14 protein-coding genes are annotated in these 17,307 nt (G+C 70.0%); all 14 read right to left on the bottom strand.

Annotation, left to right across the window (positions count from 1 at the left end; all coding sequences use genetic code 11):
• Nucleotides 1-136: 136 nt before the first annotated feature.
• Nucleotides 137-2,380 (bottom strand): RelA/SpoT family protein, encoded by a 2,244-nt coding sequence (locus ACYVC6_RS17670; protein WP_460716505.1) that lies wholly within the window; start codon nucleotides 2,378-2,380, stop codon nucleotides 137-139.
• A gap of 147 nt (nucleotides 2,381-2,527) precedes the next feature.
• Nucleotides 2,528-3,070, bottom strand: a complete 543-nt coding sequence (locus ACYVC6_RS17665) for an adenine phosphoribosyltransferase (protein WP_460715754.1) — start codon at nucleotides 3,068-3,070, stop codon at nucleotides 2,528-2,530.
• Nucleotides 3,071-3,075: 5 nt separating this feature from the next.
• Nucleotides 3,076-4,314: a protein translocase subunit SecF gene (secF, locus tag ACYVC6_RS17660; RefSeq protein WP_460715753.1), complete on the bottom strand. Its 1,239-nt coding sequence runs from the start codon at nucleotides 4,312-4,314 to the stop codon at nucleotides 3,076-3,078.
• The gene (secD, locus tag ACYVC6_RS17655; protein WP_460715752.1) at nucleotides 4,314-6,050 is read right to left on the bottom strand and encodes a protein translocase subunit SecD; all 1,737 of its coding nucleotides are present in this window, start codon (nucleotides 6,048-6,050) and stop codon (nucleotides 4,314-4,316) included. The genes secF and secD overlap by 1 nt, the downstream gene beginning before the upstream one ends.
• A gap of 3 nt (nucleotides 6,051-6,053) precedes the next feature.
• On the bottom strand, nucleotides 6,054-6,356 hold the full coding sequence (yajC, locus tag ACYVC6_RS17650; protein WP_460715751.1) for a preprotein translocase subunit YajC: 303 nt from the start codon (nucleotides 6,354-6,356) through the stop codon (nucleotides 6,054-6,056).
• Nucleotides 6,357-6,438: 82 nt separating this feature from the next.
• Entirely contained in the window at nucleotides 6,439-7,527 is a 1,089-nt protein-coding gene (gene ruvB, locus ACYVC6_RS17645; RefSeq protein WP_460715750.1) for a Holliday junction branch migration DNA helicase RuvB, read from the bottom strand.
• An 11-nt stretch (nucleotides 7,528-7,538) separates the two neighbouring features.
• Nucleotides 7,539-8,132, bottom strand: a complete 594-nt coding sequence (gene ruvA, locus ACYVC6_RS17640) for a Holliday junction branch migration protein RuvA (protein ID WP_460715749.1) — start codon at nucleotides 8,130-8,132, stop codon at nucleotides 7,539-7,541.
• A complete protein-coding gene (gene ruvC, locus ACYVC6_RS17635) occupies nucleotides 8,129-8,650 on the bottom strand; it encodes a crossover junction endodeoxyribonuclease RuvC (RefSeq protein WP_460715748.1) in 522 nt (173 codons plus the stop codon). The genes ruvA and ruvC overlap by 4 nt, the downstream gene beginning before the upstream one ends.
• A gap of 76 nt (nucleotides 8,651-8,726) precedes the next feature.
• Nucleotides 8,727-9,494 (bottom strand): YebC/PmpR family DNA-binding transcriptional regulator, encoded by a 768-nt coding sequence (locus ACYVC6_RS17630; protein ID WP_460715747.1) that lies wholly within the window; start codon nucleotides 9,492-9,494, stop codon nucleotides 8,727-8,729.
• Between the two features lie 15 nt (nucleotides 9,495-9,509).
• A complete protein-coding gene (pdxT, locus tag ACYVC6_RS17625) occupies nucleotides 9,510-10,112 on the bottom strand; it encodes a pyridoxal 5'-phosphate synthase glutaminase subunit PdxT (RefSeq protein ID WP_460715746.1) in 603 nt (200 codons plus the stop codon).
• A 30-nt stretch (nucleotides 10,113-10,142) separates the two neighbouring features.
• A complete protein-coding gene (locus ACYVC6_RS17620) occupies nucleotides 10,143-10,802 on the bottom strand; it encodes a hypothetical protein (protein WP_460715745.1) in 660 nt (219 codons plus the stop codon).
• Nucleotides 10,803-10,985: 183 nt separating this feature from the next.
• Nucleotides 10,986-16,265 (bottom strand): LamG-like jellyroll fold domain-containing protein, encoded by a 5,280-nt coding sequence (locus ACYVC6_RS17615; protein WP_460715744.1) that lies wholly within the window; start codon nucleotides 16,263-16,265, stop codon nucleotides 10,986-10,988.
• On the bottom strand, nucleotides 16,262-16,756 hold the full coding sequence (locus tag ACYVC6_RS17610) for a hypothetical protein (protein WP_460715743.1): 495 nt from the start codon (nucleotides 16,754-16,756) through the stop codon (nucleotides 16,262-16,264). The genes ACYVC6_RS17615 and ACYVC6_RS17610 overlap by 4 nt, the downstream gene beginning before the upstream one ends.
• A complete protein-coding gene (locus tag ACYVC6_RS17605) occupies nucleotides 16,753-17,295 on the bottom strand; it encodes a hypothetical protein (RefSeq protein ID WP_460715742.1) in 543 nt (180 codons plus the stop codon). Before ACYVC6_RS17605 ends, ACYVC6_RS17610 begins: the two co-directional genes overlap by 4 nt.
• Between the last annotated feature and the right edge of the window lie 12 nt (nucleotides 17,296-17,307).

Here is a 17,307-nt window from a genome sequence, read left to right as displayed (position 1 = left end):
CCAGGCTGCGACCCAACCGATCCCGGTCACATTCCAGCATTGGCTCCCCCGGTCTCGTGACGGTCGCTGCGCGACCTCCTCGACCAGCGCCGCCCTCGCACGTCTCGTTCGCTGCGCTCACTCGCCGCGCGCGGGGCTACTGGGTGACGCGGTAGGCGTCGAACACGCCCGGGACGGAGCGGACAGCCTTGAGCACCGTGTCGAGGTGCTTGGCCTCCGCCATCTCGAAGGTGAAGCGGGACTTGGCGACCCGGTTGCGGGTGGTCTGCAGGTTGGCGCTCAGGATGTTGACGTGTGCGTCGGACAGCACCATCGTGATGTCGGCGAGGAGACGGGCTCGGTCCAGCGCCTCGACCTGGATGTTGACCAGGAACGTCGACTGGGCGGTCGGTGCCCATTCGACCTCGAGCAGCTTCTCCGGGTGTGACCGCAGCTCCGCGGCGTTCGTGCAGTCCTGGCGGTGGACCGAGACCCCGCCGCCCTTGGTGACGAAGCCCAGGATCTCGTCGGGCGGCACCGGGGTGCAGCACTTGGCCAGCTTGACCCAGATGTCGGGCGCGCCCTTGACGACGACGCCGACGTCGGTGCCGGCGCTGATCTTGCTGCGCTGCCGGCGGCCGGTGATCGTGACGGCCTCGGCCAGGTCCTCCTGGGCGCCCTCGTTGCCGCCGTGCATCTCGACGACGCGGCGTACGACGGCCTGCGCGGAGACGTTGCCCTCACCGACCGCGGCGTAGAGCGCGGTGATGTCGGCGAGCTTGAAGTGCTCCGCGGCCTGGGTCAGAGACTCCTGCGAGAGAAGCCGTTTGAGGGGTAGGCCCTCCTTGCGCATGAGCTTGGCGATCTGCTCCTTGCCGTGCTCGATGGCCTCATCGCGCCGCTCCTTGGTGAACCACTGGCGGATCTTGGAGCGAGCCCGCGGCGACTTCACGAACGTCAGCCAGTCACGCGACGGGCCTGCGGTGGCCGACTTGGAGGTGAAGACCTCGACCACGTCGCCGTTGTCGAGCGTCGACTCCAGCGGCACCAGCCGTCCGTTGACCCGCGCCCCGATGGTGTGGTGGCCCACCTCGGTGTGCACGGCGTAGGCGAAGTCGACGGGCGTGGCCCCGGCCGGCAGCGCGATGACGTCTCCGCGCGGGGTGAAGACATAGGTCTCCGCCCGGTTGATCTCGAAGCGCAGCGACTCGAGGAACTCCCCCGGGTCCTCGACCTCGCTCTGCCAGTCGAGGAGCTGCTTGACCCACGTCATGTCATCGACGTCGCCGGCCTTGCCTGATCCACGGTCGGTGTCGACGCCGGCCCGGCCGTCCTCCTTGTACTTCCAGTGCGCGGCGACGCCGTACTCCGCACGCCGGTGCATCCCGAAGGTGCGGATCTGCATCTCGACCGGCTTGCCCTGCGGCCCGATCACCGTCGTGTGCAGGGACTGGTACATGTTGAACTTCGGCATCGCGACGTAGTCCTTGAACCGGCCCAGGACCGGGTTCCAGCGCGAGTGCAGCACGCCGAGGACCGAGTAGCAGTCGCGGTCGTCGGCGACCAGGATGCGGATGCCGACCAGGTCGTAGATGTCGGAGAACTCGCGGCCGCCGACGATCATCTTCTGGTAGATCGAGTAGTAGTGCTTCGGCCGCCCGGTCACCGTGGCCTTGATCTTGGCCTCGCGCAGGTCGGCCTCGACAGCCGTGATGACCTCGGCCAGGAACTGGTCACGCGACGGCGCCCGCTCGGCGACCATCCGGACAATCTCGTCGTAGATCTTGGGGTGCAGCGTCGCGAAGGCGAGGTCCTCGAGCTCCCACTTGATCGTGTTCATGCCCAGCCGGTGGGCCAGCGGGGCGTAGATGTCGAGCGTCTCGCGGGCGACCCGTTCCTGGGTCTCCTGCCGCACGTAGCGCAGGGTCCGCATGTTGTGGAGGCGGTCGGCGAGCTTGATGACCAGCACCCGGATGTCGCGCGACATCGCGACGATCATCTTGCGGATGGTCTCGGCCTGAGCCGAGTCGCCGTACTTGACCTTGTCGAGCTTGGTCACGCCGTCGACGAGCCGGGCGACCTCGTCGCCGAAGTCGGCTCGGACCTGGTCGAGCGTGTAGGGGGTGTCCTCGACGGTGTCGTGCAGCAGCGCCGCGACCAGCGTCGACTCCGTCATCCCGATGTCGGCGAGGATCGTCGTGACCGCGAGCGGATGAGTGATGTAGGGGTCGCCGCTCTTGCGCATCTGGGTGCCATGCATCTCGGCGGCCACGTTGTAGGCGCGCTCGAGCAGTGCCAGGTCGGCCTTGGGGTGGTTGGCGCGTACCGCGCGGAACAGCGAGTCCAGCACCGGGTTGCCGACCTGGGTGCGGGAGGCGACCCGGGCCAGTCGGGCGCGCATCGACCGGGGCGGGACCGGCGGGGTGGTCGGGGCCTTCGGGGCCTTCTGCTCGTTCGGACTCTTCGGACTCTTCGGGCTCGCCGGTGCCGCGGGCGGCGCGGTGCGCTCCTCGGTCACCACGTCAGTCTAGGCGCGGACGGGTCGTCGTCAGACCGTCATGAGAGCGGTCAGCGCCAGGTCGCCGATCGCCTCGCGCCCCGGGAGGAAGCCGAGCTCCATCAGTACGGCGACGCCGACCGCCTCCCCGCCGCAGCTCTCGACCAGCTGGCGGGTGGCCGCGACCGTGCCGCCCGTGGCCAGCACGTCGTCGACGAGGAGCACCCGCTCCCCCGGCGCGATGCCGTCGCGGTGCAGCTCGAGCGTGGCCTCGCCGTACTCCAGGGCATAGGAGACCGCATGGGTCACCCGGGGCAGCTTGCCCGCCTTGCGCACGGGGACGAAGCCGGCCCCGAGCGCCAGGGCGACCGGGGCCGCCAGGATGAACCCGCGGGCCTCCATGCCGACGACCTTGTCGACGATCGTCGTCCCCGAGGCGTCCTGACCCGCGACGGCGAGGGCTCGGACGACGGCGGTGAAGGCGTCGTGGTCGGCCAGCATCGGGGTGATGTCCTTGAAGACGATCCCGGGCTCGGGGTAGTCGGGCACGTCGATGACGAGCCGCTCCAGCGCCTCCCGCGCGACGACGGTCATCCGGGCTACTTCTTGCCCCGCTTGGACCTCGGCTGCCGGCTCGGCTGCTGCCGGCCCGACGCCGAGCTGTTGCCGATCGGCCGCGCCGGGGCCGGCGTCACCCGGCCGCGGCCCACCGCTTCAGCGGCGCGTGGCGCTGCCGGGGTGTCCGACGGCTCGGCCTCGTCCGGCTCCAGCGCCTCGGGCAGGTCCTCGCCCTCGTCGTAGACCGGCATGTCCTCCTTGAACGACGGCACCGAGGCGTAGGGGTCGGCGGCGCGCCGGGCGCGTGCCTTGGCCCGGCGCTCGGCCAGCTTGACCTCGTCCTCGCTGGACTTCAGGTGCACCAACAGCGGCGTGGCGATGAACACCGAGGAGTAGACACCGGCGGCCATACCGACGAACAGCGCCAGCGCCAGGTCCTTCAGCGAGGACGCGCCGAGCTGGACGGCACCGACGTAGAGGATCGCCCCCACCGGCAGGAGCGCAACGATCGAGGTGTTGACCGAGCGGACGAGGGTCTGGTTGACGGCGAGGTTGGCGGCGTGGGCGTAGGTCGTCCGCGACCCGCGCAGGTCCTTGGTGTTCTCCCGGACCTTGTCGAAGACCACCACGGTGTCGTAGAGCGAGAACCCGAGGATGGTCAGCACGCCGGTCACGGTGGCCGGGCTGACCTCGAAGCCCGAGAGCGAGTAGATGCCGACGGTCACCGTGACGTCGTGGGCCAGCGCGACCATCGCCGCGACGGACATCTTCCACTGCCGGAAGTACATCCAGATGAACAGCACGACCAGGACCAGGAACACGATGAGACCGAGCACGGCCCGGTCCCGGACCTCTTGGCCCCAGCTGGCCCCGATCTTCTCCTGCGACAAGCTGTCCGCGGGCGCCCCGACGGTGTCGAGGACGACCTGGGAGACCTCGGCGGCCTCGGAGCTGTCGAGCTCGGCGACCTGGATGAGGATGGCGCTGTCGCCTGAGGTGGTGACGGTGGGGTTGGCGGCCGCCTCGACGCCGGCGGCCGCGACCGCTTCGCGCAGCTCGTCGGCGGTTTCCTGGGTGACCTCGTCGGAGTCCAGGGAGACCCGGATCTGGGTCCCGCCGGTGAACTCGATGCTGTAGTCGAGCCCGCGCACGAAGAGACAGAGCACGGCGGCTGCGACCACCAGGACCGAGATGGCGTACCAGAGCCACTTGCGGCCGACGAAGTCGACCGACCTGCGTCCGCTGTAGAGGTCGTTGCCGAGCCGCGACATCCTGCCCATCAGGCTCTCCCTCCCACGGGGATCCGGTCGACACCGAGCGCCTCGGCGCTGAGCCCCGAGATCGGTCGACCCTGGTTGAACATGGCGAACCTGGCCAGCCACGAGACCATCGGCTTGGTGAACCAGAAGAACACGACGAGGTCGATCAGGGTGGACAGGCCCAGGGCGAACGCGAAGCCCTTCACGACGCCGGCCGCGAAGATGTAGAGCACCGTCGCGGCGAGCAGCGAGACCGCGTCGGCGGCCAGGCAGGTGTTCCGGGCCCGGACCCAGCCCGCCTCGACGGCGACCCGCATCGACTTGCCGTCGCGCATCTCGTCACGGATCCGCTCGAAGTAGACGACGAACGAGTCGGCGGTGATCCCCACCGCCACGATGAGGCCGGCGATGCCGGGCAGGGTGAGCGTGAAGTTCGCGGTCTTGCTCAGAAGCAGGACCATCGCGTACGTCGAGCCGCCGGCGATCAGGAGCGAGGCGATGACGACCAGGCCCAGGCCGCGGTAGTAGGCCAGGCAGTAGAGCATCACCAGCGCCAGGCCGATGGCGCCGGCGATCAGGCCCGCGGAGAGCTGGTCGCCGGCCAGGGACGGACCCACCGTCTCCACCGTGGTGCCCTTGTCGTCGAATGAGATCGGCAGGGCTCCGAACCGCAGGCTGGTGGCCAGGCTCTCGGCGCTGGCCTGGGTGAAGTCACCGCTGATCATGGCGCGGCCGTCGAGGATCAACGCGTCCATCGTGGGCGCCGACAGGACCTGGCCGTCGAGCACGATCGCGAACTGCTTCTCGGTGTTGACCAGCGCCCGGGAGATCTCGCCGAAGGTGTCGGTGCCCTCGCCGTTGAACTCGAGCGTGACGACGTAGTTGACCTGGCCCTGTGGGATCTGCGCCGCGGCGTCGTTGAGGTCGGTGCCCTCGATCATCGAGGCCGACAAGAGGTACTTGACACCCTCGAAACGGCCGGTGCCGCAGGTGATCAGCGGCTTGTCGGGGTCGTCCACCACGTTGGGCGGGGACCCGTCCGGTGGGCAGCTGAACGCGTTGTAGGCGTCGACCGCTTCCTGGTTGGGGTTGTCGATCCAGGTGAGCGGGTCGTCGACACCCTCGCCGCCCTCGGGGGGCTGGATCTGCTCAGGCCCCTCGGTCGGCTCGGTGGCCGGGCTCTCAGCCGGGCTCCCGGTCGGCTCGGGGGTCGGGGACGGGGTCTCGTCCTGGTAGTGCACCGGTCCGCGGTTGGCGGTGCCGGACGGCGACGCGTCGTCGGTCGGAGCCGGCGACTCCTCGGGGGCCGGGGCGTCGGTGGGGGCGATGACGCCGTCGCCCGGCTCGGCCTCCGTGGGGATCTCGGGCACGACCGACGCCCCACAGGGCGTGACGCCGTCGTCGATGCAAGCGACCAGCCGGAACCGCAGCTGCGCCTGGCGCTTGACGGTCTCCTCGAGGTCTGGGCGGCTCGAGCCGGGGATCTCCACGACGACGTAGCGGTTGCCCTGGACGGTGACCTCGGCCTCGGCGACACCGGAGCCGTTGACCCGCTGGTCGATGATCTTGCGCGCCTGCTCGAGCGAGTCCTCGCTGGGCGACCCCTCTGCGATGAGGCGGATGCTGGTCCCGCCCTGCAGGTCCAGACCGAGCTCCGGCTTCCAGGTGCCGCCTAGGGCCACCAGGCCGTAGGCGATGCCCAGGCCCACGAAGAACACGATGAGTGTCCGGCCCGGGCGTGCCCTCTTCGCTGCCACTGCTCAGATCTCCTCTTCGCCCTGGTCGGGCAGTGCCTCGGTGTTCGGCGGCATCACGATCCCGATCGCCGCCCGCGCGACCCGGATGGTCACGCCAGTGGCCACCTCGACCTGGGCCACGTCGCTGTCGACGCCGCGGACCACGCCGTGGATGCCCGAGGTGAGGACCACCTCGTCACCGACAGACAACGCGGCCTGCATGTCGCGGAGTTCCCGCTGGCGGCGGCTCTGGGGCCGGATGATGAGAAGCCAGAAGACCAGCGCGATGGCGATCAGCGGCAGCAGGGTCGATGCCAGGTCTTGCACGAAAGGACCTCACGAACAACGGTCGAGGGCTTGAGTGTCACCGGAAGAGAAGGACCCGCGAGGGCCGACCGGTGAGTCTAGATCAGTCCTCGAACAGAGTCGCATCGCCGTGGGGCCCCGCACCGCGGCTCGGCGTCCCCAGTCCGAGATGCGCCCAGGCCGCCGGTGTCGCGACCCGGCCTCGAGGCGTCCTGGCGAGGAAGCCGCTGCGCACGAGGAACGGCTCGGCGACCTCCTCGACGGTCTCGCGCTCCTCGCCGACGGCGACCGCCAGGGTCGAGACGCCGACCGGCCCACCGTCGAAATGGACGCACAGCGCGTCGAGGACAGCCCGGTCGAGCCGGTCGAGGCCGATCTCGTCGACCTCGTAGAGCTGCAGGGCGGCCCGGGCGACGTCGAGGGTGACGACGCCGTCGGCGCGCACCTGGGCATAGTCGCGCACCCGGCGCAGGAGCCGGTTGGCGATCCGCGGCGTGCCTCGGGACCGGGACGCGATCTCGGCGGCGCCGTCGGCCTCGAGGGGTACGTCGAGCAGCCCGGCCGAGCGGTGCACGATCAGGTCGAGCTCGGCGGCCTCGTAGAACTCGAGGTGGCCGGTGAACCCGAAGCGGTCGCGCAACGGTCCGGGCAGCAGGCCGGCCCGGGTCGTGGCGCCGACGAGCGTGAACGGCGGGATGTCCAGCGGGATCGCGGTGGCCCCTGGGCCCTTGCCGATGACCACGTCGACACGGAAGTCCTCCATCGCGAGGTAGAGCATCTCCTCGGCTGGCCGGGACATCCGGTGCAGCTCGTCGACGAACAGCACGTCACCGTGGTTGAGCCCGGACAGGATGGCGGCCAGGTCACCGGCATGGGTGATCGCGGGGCCGCTGGTGAGCCGAAGCGGCGCGCCCATCTCGCCGGCGATGATCATCGCCAGCGTGGTCTTGCCGAGCCCGGGCGGCCCCGACAGCAGCACGTGGTCCGGCGGACGCTCGCGCCGACGGGCCGCCTCGAGGACCAGCCCGAGCTGGGTGCGGACCCGGGCCTGGCCCACCAGCTCGTCGAGAGACCTTGGGCGCAGGGCGGCCTCCACCACCCGCTCGTCGCCCTCGGCGTCGGCCGCGGTCAACGAGACCTCCAGGTCTCGCAGGTGGGCCGTCTCGGCGGCGACCAACTCGTCCTCGTGCATGTCGGGGCCCGTCACGCCTTCGACAACGTCCGCAGGGCGGCCCGCAGCAGGGCCGGCACGTCGGGGCTGTCCCCGGCCTGGTCTGCGACGGCGTCGACGGCTCGCTCGGCCTCACGCACCGGCCAGCCCAGCCCGACCAGGCCCTGGTGGACCTGCTCACGCCAGACGGCGCCCGGCGTCGTCGACGCCTGGCGGACGCCGACGGGCGGTCCGATCCGGTCCTTGAGCTCGAGGATGATCCGCTGGGCGCCCTTCTGCCCGATGCCCGGCACCCGGGTCAGTGTCTTGACGTCGTCGGTGGCGATCGCCCGGCGTAGGTCGTCGGGAGGCAGCACCGCGGTGATCGCCTGCGCCACCTTGGGTCCCACGCCGGAGGCGGTCTGCACGAGCTCGAAGACCTGCTTCTCGTCCTCGTCGACGAAGCCGAACAGCGTCAGCGAGTCCTCGCGCACGACCATGCTGGTCGGCAGCGTCGCGGTCTGCCCGGTGCGCAGCGTGGCGAGCGTGCCGGGCGTGCACATCACCTCCAGGCCCACCCCGCCGACCTCGAGCACGGCGCTGGACAGGGTCACCGCGGCCACCTGGCCGCGCACGAACGCGATCATCGCTTCACTCCGCTGGCCGCGAGCGCGGCGTCGAGCCGGGCCTGGGCGCCGCCACGCCAGATGTGGGTGATGGCCAGCGCGAGCGCGTCGGCGGCGTCGGCCGGCTTGGGCAGGGCGTCGAGTCGCAGGATCCGGGTGACCATGAAGCCGACCTGGGCCTTGTCGGCGCGCCCGCTCCCCGAGACCGCGGCCTTGACCTCGCTGGGGGTGTGCAGCGCCACGGTCAGACCGCGGCGCGCCGCGACGACCATGGCGATCCCGCTGGCCTGGGCGGTGCCCATCACGGTGCTGACGTCGGAGCGCGCGAAGACCCGCTCGATCGCGACCGCGTCGGGCCGGTGCTCCTCGATCCACGCCTCGATCCCCCGCTCGATGCTGACCAGCCGATCGGGCACGGGCAGCGACGAGGACGTGCGGATGACTCCGACGTCGACCAGGGTCAGCGGTCGACCGACCTCTCCCTCGACCACGCCGACTCCACAACGGGTCAGGCCTGGGTCGATGCCGAGCACGCGCATGGGAGCCTCTCGTCCGAACAGATGTTCGTACGAACGCTAACGTCGCGCGCCGACGGATCGGCGCACGACACGCGGGTCAGGCGTCCTGCAGCTCACCCATCACATCGTCGGAGACGTCGTAGTTGGCGAAGATGTTCTGCACGTCGTCGAGGTCCTCGAGGGCGTCGACGAGCCGGAACATCTTGGCCGCGGCGTCCTTGTCGAGCTCGACCTGCATGTCGGGCACGAACGAGGCCTCGGCAGAGTCGTAGTCGATGCCGGCCGCCTGGAGGGCGGTGCGCACCGCCACCAGGTCGGAGGCCTCCGCGATGACCTCGAAGCTCTCGCCCAGGTCGTTGACCGCGTCGGCGCCTGCCTCCAGCGTCGCCTCGAGGATGTCGTCCTCGGTCACTGTGCGGGACTCCTGCTCCGTGGGGACGAGCACGACGCCCTTGCGGTTGAACAGGAACGACACGGAGCCCGGGTCGGCGAGCGAGCCGCCGTTGCGGCTCATCGCGGTCCGGACCTCCATCGCGGCGCGGTTCTTGTTGTCGGTGAGGCACTCGATCAACATGGCGACGCCCGAGGGGCCGTAGCCCTCGTACATGATCGTCTGGTAGTCGGCGCCGCCGGTCTCGGCACCGGAGCCGCGCTTGACCGCCCGGTCGATGTTGTCGTTGGGTACCGACGACTTCTTGGCCTTCTGGATGGCGTCGTAGAGCGTCGGGTTGCCGGCCGGGTCACCGCCGCCCATTCGGGCCGCGACCTCGATGTTCTTGATCAGCTTGGCGAACATCTTGCCGCGCTTGGCGTCGATGACGGCCTTCTTGTGCTTGGTGGTCGCCCACTTGGAGTGGCCAGACATGCGTCTCTCTCAACCTCACGTAAGTCCCGCGCCGGACAGGAACAGCGCGTGGATCCGGGAATCGCCGCCCACCTCCGGGTGGAACGACGTAGCCATCAGCGGTCCTTGGCGGACCGCGACGATCCTACCGGCGGCCGGACCGGCCTCGACGTGCGCGAGCACCTCGACGCCGTCGCCCACCTGCTCGACCCACGGCGCGCGGATGAAGACCGCGTGCACCGAGCCCTCGACGCCGGCGACGTGCAGGTCCTCCTCGAACGAGTCGACCTGGCGCCCGAAGGCGTTGCGGCGCACCGTGATGTCGAGCCCGCCGATGGTCTCCTGGCCGACGACACCGTCCTCGACCCGGTCGGCGAGCAGGATCATGCCGGCGCAGGTGCCGAGCACGGGGAGCCCGGCCGCCACCCGGGCGCGGAGCGGGTCGAGCAGCTCGAAGGTGCGGGCCAGCTTGGCCATGGTGGTCGACTCGCCACCGGGCAGCACCAGGGCGTCGACGGCGGCGAGCTCGCCGGGACGGCGTACGGCGTCGGCCTGGAACCCCAGGCGGGTCAGCGCCTGCAGGTGCTCGCGTACGTCGCCCTGCAGCGCGAGGACGCCGACCCGGGCTGCTGTGCTCACCGGCCGATCGTAGGGACCGGGTGCCAGGGCTCAGGAACGGGTGTCGCGACTTCCGGGCGGACCGGGACTCCGGCCGGCCTGGCCGACCAGGGCGACACCGGCCCCGACGACGAGCAGGATCGGGGCCAGCCAGAGCTGGGCGCCGGTCGCGTCCAGCAGCGAGGGTGGCCCGGACTCCTCGGTGCGCATCCCGGTGACCGACAGCCGGACGTCGACGGCGCGGCCGTCGAGCCTCGAGCCGATCGGTGCCGTGTCGGCGAGAGTGACCTCGAGGGTGATCGGCACGACCTCCTCGCTCCCCAGGCCGTCGACGTGCACGTCGTGGGCCTCGCCATAGACCGGCAGCTCCTCGGGACTCGCCTCGTCGACCTGGGCGGTCATCGTCAGGTAGCGGTCGGTGACCACCTCGTCGGTGGAGCGGCAGAGCACGGCCACGTCGGCGTCGACCGGGTCTGGGCCGGCGTTCTTGAGGTAGACGATGGCGCTGCGGGACTCGCCCGGCTCCCACGACTCCCGGGAGGCGAGCAGCGCGCCGTGCAGACCCTTCTCCCAATGGACCCCGTCGAGGCTCAACCTGATGGAGTCGGCCGAGTCGTCCTCGAAGAGCGACAGGACGGCGAAGAGGGTGAGCGGCGCGACGACCAGCAGCATGAGCACGACGAAGCCCAGGCCGCGGTACGACCTGCCCATGACGCTCCCTCCCCTCCTGTGCGCGACGCGCCTCCCAGCCCGCCCCTCCTTCGCACCAGGTCCCGAGCCCCACCACATGGAACGTGCGAAACGGGCCTGGGACACGGATGACCAGCGGAAATGGGTCGTTCGTGGGCCGGATTCCGCCTCAAGGACATCTAGACCACCTAGGGTGCGGAGCTCTCAGGGCGTCCCGGCGGCGTAGTGGTCCGCGACAGTGCCGGCGGTCAGGACGGTGTTGTAGATCGCGACCTCGTCCAGCGACCCCGCGTAATACTGGGTCCCGGTCGCGAGTCGTCCGAAGTTGATGTTGGCCGGGGCCGTGAGGGACGTCGTGCCGCCGGTCGCCGTTCCTGCAGAGACGCCGTCGACGTACAACGCCAGGGCACCGGTGGACCTGGTGCGGGTGAACACGACGTGGTGCCAGGCACCGTTGTTGAGCGCCCCGGACACGACGCTCACTTCCGAGGTGCCGCCGACACCGCCGATGACCTTGCCCTGGCACAGGGAGACGCCGAAGTCGTTTGTCATCCCACCGACTTCAGCGTCGACGAGGCCGGCCCCCTGCCACCACTGGGTGCAGGTCGACCCGAAGTTCTGGGTGGACTTGAACCAGAATTCGATCGAGAAGTCGTCGGCGATCTGCCTGGTCACCGTTCCGAAATCGTTGGACCCGTCGAAGGTCGCGGCGGTGTTGGAGTCGCCGGAGATGGCTCCGGCCACGCCAAGGGTCACGCCACTGAAGTAGTCGCCGTGGTTGGTGCCCTTGCTGTCCGCCAGTGGTGGGCTGATTCGGAAGTTGTCGAGGTGGTAGCCGGTGGTGTTGGTGATGGTCGTTCCCGAGTTGCCGAACCCGAAGCTCACGCCTCCGAAGCCCTTGTCGGTGATGCCGCCGTCAGTGACCGAGATGCGCTGAACGCCGTCGACCAGGACCCGGATCGTGGTGCCGTTCATGTCGAGGGCGAGCCGGTACGTCGCTCCCTGCGTCAGTGTCTGTGCATACTCACCCAGCCAGTCCCACGAGCCGTTGAGCCTCTTGTACAGGATCCACTTCTGGGCGACCTGCTCGTAGCGCGCCAGGTAGTAGGTGCCGTTGGCCACGTTCGGGTCCATCCGGCCAACCACGCCGACCCTGTCGTCGGGGACGTGGGACGCCACGTAGAAGTCCGCTTCGACCGTGTAGTCGGGGGATGCCGGCACCCCGGAGGCGTGATAGAGAGAGTTCCAGGTCGACGAGCCGCCCTTGCGGAGCCGGCCAGCACTGGTCAAGACGGCGTCCCCTGCCGCATCCGAGAGTCCGTGCTTGGTCCAGGCCGCGCCCGTCTCACCGTTGCGGCTCTGGAGGGTGGCACCCGCGGTCCCGGCCATCGCATCGGCGGAGGTGGTCGTCTCGCCGAGCCGGTAGTGGCTCAGCAACCCCGCGGTCGCCTGGACCGAGTCGAAGTAGCTCACGGCAGGGACCAGGTCGTCGATCTCGCTCGCGGAGAGGGGACGGTCGTAGAGGCGGACGTCGTCGATGGCGCCGGTGAAGAAGTCGACGTTGGCACCGTTCCACTTGGCCCGGCCGACCGCCGTGACGCCGTTGGCCGTCCACGGCGAGTTGAACGCGACGGTGCTGCGCAGCACGCCGTTGACGTAGAGGGAGATGGTGTTGGCTGCGTTGTCATGCACCGCGGCGAGGTGTGCCCAGGTGCCGGCAGTGGCGGCCACCCCGGTCGCCGTCGCCAGGGTCGAGCCGGTGCTGTCGGACCCACGAGCTGCGAAAAGATACTGCCCCCCTTCGATCTTCAGGAAGAAGGGGCTGATCGAGTTGCCGTCGAGAGCGACGACCGTCTGGTGGTAGGCCGCGAGCGAACTCGGGCGCGCCCACGCGGTGACGGTATAGCTCTGGCTGGTGTCGATCACCGGCGCCGGGGTGCTCGCCCAGCTGTTGGTCGCTCCCGTCAGGTTGAGCGCGTTGGCGCCGACCTTGCCGGCCGTGCGCGACGCCCCCGCTTGCAGCGTGGCGGTGTTGCCGTTGCCGGTGCTGTCGGCGGCGTTGCCGCTGGCCTCGTCGAAGGTCCAGTGGGCACCGAACGCCGTGTGCGCCACGTTGTTGCTGCTGGCGACGTGCTCGTTGCCGACGTTGTCGCGCACGACGTACTGGTACTTGTAACAGCTGCCGGCGGCGATGGTGTCGGTGACCGGCGAGGTGGGGTTGGTGCCGTTGGTGACGGTCGTGAACGCGCCGTAGGTCCCGCAGGTGATGCCGGTCAACGGCGCCGAGGCGCGCTGCAGCAACCGGGTCCCGACGCCCGAACCGCCGTCCGTGCCGGTCGTGAACGAGACGCTGACCGTCGTCCCGGAGGTGCTGCCGTCGGTGTAGCTGATGGTCCCGGCAGTCGGCGCGGTGTTGTCCGCGGTCATCGTGAAGGGCGCGTTGGCCGAGGTCAGCCCGGCGTTGTTGCTGGCGGTGACGTTCTTGGTGTCCGGTGGGGCAGGGCTGGCAGCCGTCCAGGAGTAGGTGTTCACACCGAGAGCGCCGGGCGTCGAGGTCCAGTTGGTGCCGAGGGACGGGAAGGTGTAGCTCGCAATACCGGACGCCGAGTCGCTCGCGGACGCGGTGGTGGTGAAAGAGCCGGTGGTGGCGTTCGAGCGGTAGTAGACCGTGGTCCCCGACCCGCTCCAGTAGGTGTTGGTGAAAGCTGAGTGGGTCAGGGTCGGCGCCGTGGGGGCCGTGGTGTCGACCTTGATGTCCGGGCTGGTGTAGGTCGTGGCGTTGCCCACCGTGTCCTGGACGACGTACTCGTACCTGAAGCAGGCCTGGTCGGCGACGGTGTCGGCGAGCGGCGACGACGGGTCGTTGCCACCGGTGACCAGCGTGGAGGAGCCGAAGGTGCCGCAGACGCCGTTGGTGAGCGTGGCGGTAGCCCGGAGCACCTGGTTGCCCGAGGTGGCGATGCCGCTGGGGTCAGTGCCCGTGGTGAAGGCGAGGCTCAACGTGGTCGACGTCGAGTAGCGGGATCCGGTGCCGGTCAGGCCGGTGGCGTCGATCGACCCGCCGGTGGGTCCGCTCGCGTCGACCGGGGGTGCGCCGCCGAGCTGGTAGTGGTCGGTGACCTGGGTCTGGGTGAGCACCGATGTGTAGAAGGAGACCTCGTCGATCGAGCCCTGGAAGTAGCCGCCGGAGTTGCCGTCGTTGGGCCGGATCACCGCGCCGATGCCGAACCCGTACTGGTCCATGACGGTGGATCGCGTGACCGTCACCGGGTTGCCCACAGCGGCGCCGTCGACGTAGAGCCTGAGCGACGTGCCGTCATAGGTCTTGACCACGTGGTGCCAGTTGCCGTCGTTGACCGCGCTGGACAATGTGAACTGGATGTCGTTGCCGCCGCCCCAGCCCCAAGCGGTCATCGCGGTGCCGCCGGCGTTGATCCACAGGCCGTACTCCTGGGCAGTGGTTCCGGAGCCGTAGCGGAAGAGCACCTGACGATTCGAGCTCGAAGTCTTGAACCACAGCTCGGTGGAGCGGATGGAGGCGTTTGTTGGGATCCCGGTGGTGCCGGTCATCTGCACGTAGTCGTTGACGCCGTCGAACGTCGCCGCCGTGTTGGTCCCGGCCGCGAGGGCGCCCGCTGCTCCCAGTGTCACGCCGTTCTTGTAGTCGCCGGTGTTAGTCCCCTTGCTGTCGGCCGCCCGCGGGTAGCTGGCCGGGGTCACCTGGAAGTTCTCGAAGTGCAGCCCGGTCGTGCTGGTCTTGGTCGTCGAGGCCGCGCTGTTGCCGTCCATGATCCCAGCCACACCGGCGCCCGTGTACGGGGAGGAGCTGTCGGTTGCGGTCACCGTGAGAACGCCGTTGACGTAGAGCCTGAGCGTCGTCGTCGCGCCACCCGACATCTCCAGTCTGACCCGGTAGGCGTGATCGACGAGGAGGTCGGGCTGGTTGGCGACGTAGTTCGGCCAGCTGATGGAACCGTTGTTGAACTTCACGATGTTCCAGCTGTTGTCGGCCTCCTCCCACCGGGCCATGTAGAACTGGTTGGTGGCCGTGTTCAGGCGGCCGATTACGCCGGCCATCTCCCCTGAGAGCGTCGTCGGGAGGCTCGACTTGACGACCAGGTCGGCCTCGACCGAGTAGTCCGCCGACGAGGGGGCGCCCGATGCCCGGTAGATCGCGTAGCCGGCCCCGTTGCGGTAGGCCTGGCCCTGGGCGCTGATCGTCTCCGAGTTCGTGCCCGACTGGAGCGCCCAGGAGGCGCCGATCTCGCCGGTCCGGCTGGTCAGCAGGGCCCCGGTGGAACCGGTGAACGAGTCGGAGGAGGTGAGACTGGCGGAGGCCTCGCCCAGCCGCCAGTGGCTGAGCAGCCCGGTGGTGGTGTTGACAGCCCCGGCGTAGCCGATCTTGGCGACGTTGGCGCTGGTCGCGACGTGCTGGTTGCCGACCCGGTCGGTGACGACGTAGCGGTACATGTAGCAGGCACTGGCCAGCGAGCCATCGAGGTACGGCGAGGTGGGGGCGTCTGCGCCGATGCTGTTGAAGGCGCCGAAAGTGCCACAAGTCTGGTCGCTGTTCAGGGACGCTTGGGCGCGCTGGAGCCGTCTGGTCGCGATGCCGGAGCCGGTGTCGGTGCCGGTCGTGAAGCTGACGCTCACCGAGCGCCCGGACGCGAAGCCGTCGGCGTAGGTGATCGTGCCCGCGGTCGGCGCGGCCGAGTCGTTGCTGAAGCTGAGGTTGGTGACGGCGGTGTTGCCGGCCACGTCGCGGCCGGTGACCGCCTCACCGGGGTTGCTGGCGGTGCCGGCGTTCCAGGAGAACGGGTTGGAGACGTAGGGACCCCCGGCCGGGGTCGAGACGGTGGACGGGCTGTGCGTCCAGCCCGACGCCGTGCCGGTGAGGGCTGCGGTCTGGCTGCTGGCCGGGCCGGAGCCGGCGTCGGCGACCGCGTTGGTGATGCGGAAGCTCCCGGCGGCTGTGCCGCGGTAGAACACCGTGGTCCCGGAGAGGAACGCCCCACCCGTGACCGACGACAGTGAGAGGTTGTTGGTCGGCGGTGTGATGTCGAGGCCGACCACGACGACGGGACTGCTGCGGGTGCTCTCGGCGCCCCGCCAGTTGCTGCCGATCACCGGGGTGACGCTGTAGCGCCACGTCCCACCCGGCACGTTCGCCTCCACACACGAGGTCGAGGCGACCACACCCGCGCAGGCACTGCCGATGGTCTGCTCGGCGAGGGTGATCGAGTCGAAGCGCTTGATCAGGTATCCGGCCACCGGCTGGCCGTTGGCCAGGGTCGACGCCGCCCAGCTGACGGTGACCGACTGTCCGACCGCGCTCGCAGTGGGTTGAGCACCCGGGTTGACGGACGTGGCTGCCGTAGCGCCGTTGCCCCCGGGTGTCGAGTCGGCGGTCCAGTAGGCCCACGCGGTGCCGGCGACCAGGGTCATCGTGACCGAGGCCGCGAGCGTCGCGACGCGCCCGTTCACTGGGACGCCCTCAGGTAGACGGTGAAGCTCGCGCCTTGGCAGGCGTTGGCGGCCGAGGTCGCCATCGACAGGGCGTTGGTGAGGGTGACGGAGAGGACCTGTCCCCCGGTGAGTGTCCAGCCGTTGCCGCCGTTGCTCTGGGTGACGTAGGAGAGGCTGCTGACCCCACAGGTCGAGTGCCCACCGTCCACGGCGAACCCGCCGGTCCCCTGGGTGGTGTCCAGCGCCAAGGAGGTGACGCGGACACTGCCGGGGTTCGGGTTCGTGATGGTCAGGACAACCGAGGCCTGGCCTCCTGGGTAGAGCTGGGCCGTCGGTGTGGCCGGGCTCAGCGTCACCGGCTGGATGGTGCCGGTGGACGCGGCTCCCGTGCCGGATCCGCCGCTCAACCAGTAGGCGACCGCCACGCCGGCCACAACGAGGGTCAGGACGGTGGCCGAAACGAGGATGGGGGTCCGCCCGCGCGGGGCGCGCCTCGTGACGGTGCTCATGGCCACCGCGCTCCGCGGGCTCGGTAGCCGAGGGTGAGGCGGGCGCCCTTGCAGCCGTCCTGGTTGACCGGGCGGTTGATCATCGTCAGTCGCGGCCACTCACGGCGGCGGACGCCGAGGTCCCAGAGCGTGGTCACCCTGCCGCGGGGCACCTGGAGCATGCGTGGCTCCATCTGCCGGATCCGGAAGTCGGCGCGACTGCACGGATGCGTGGCGTCGGCGTTGGGCGCCTCGATGCTGATGATGCGGACCCGCACCCGGTGGAGGACGACGGTCCTGGAGGACGTGGCGACGAAGCGCAGGCCGATCCGCGACGAGGTCCCCGGGGCGACGGGTCGACGGGTCGACCCGGTGATCCGCACCGGGGCGCCCTGGGACACCCGGGCGATGCGCTCGCGCGCCGCCCAGCCGTCGGTGTTGTCCGAGGTCAGCCGACCGTCGATCAGCCGCCACGCCAGCGCCGGCAGCGCTCCCATCAGGAGCACCAGCACGCCGACGAGCAGGCCGACGGCCCTCGTGTGCCGTCGCGTGGCTCGCATGACGCCTCCAGA

Source organism: Nocardioides dilutus (genome assembly GCF_054779555.1).
Note: the sequence above shows the minus strand (reverse complement) of the source record. Positions and strands in the feature narration are given on the sequence as shown.

Coding starts and splice junctions, on each gene's coding strand:
- ACYVC6_RS17670 (WP_460716505.1), bottom strand. CDS start 2,380: ATGCGCGCCCGACTGGCCCGGGTCGCCTCCCGCACCCAGGTCGGCAAC.
- ACYVC6_RS17665 (WP_460715754.1), bottom strand. CDS start 3,070: ATGACCGTCGTCGCGCGGGAGGCGCTGGAGCGGCTCGTCATCGACGTG.
- secF (WP_460715753.1), bottom strand. CDS start 4,314: ATGGGCAGGATGTCGCGGCTCGGCAACGACCTCTACAGCGGACGCAGG.
- ruvB (WP_460715750.1), bottom strand. CDS start 7,527: ATGCACGAGGACGAGTTGGTCGCCGCCGAGACGGCCCACCTGCGAGAC.
- ruvA (WP_460715749.1), bottom strand. CDS start 8,132: ATGATCGCGTTCGTGCGCGGCCAGGTGGCCGCGGTGACCCTGTCCAGC.
- ruvC (WP_460715748.1), bottom strand. CDS start 8,650: ATGCGCGTGCTCGGCATCGACCCAGGCCTGACCCGTTGTGGAGTCGGC.
- ACYVC6_RS17630 (WP_460715747.1), bottom strand. CDS start 9,494: ATGTCTGGCCACTCCAAGTGGGCGACCACCAAGCACAAGAAGGCCGTC.
- ACYVC6_RS17620 (WP_460715745.1), bottom strand. CDS start 10,802: ATGGGCAGGTCGTACCGCGGCCTGGGCTTCGTCGTGCTCATGCTGCTG.
- ACYVC6_RS17610 (WP_460715743.1), bottom strand. CDS start 16,756: ATGAGCACCGTCACGAGGCGCGCCCCGCGCGGGCGGACCCCCATCCTC.
- ACYVC6_RS17605 (WP_460715742.1), bottom strand. CDS start 17,295: ATGCGAGCCACGCGACGGCACACGAGGGCCGTCGGCCTGCTCGTCGGC.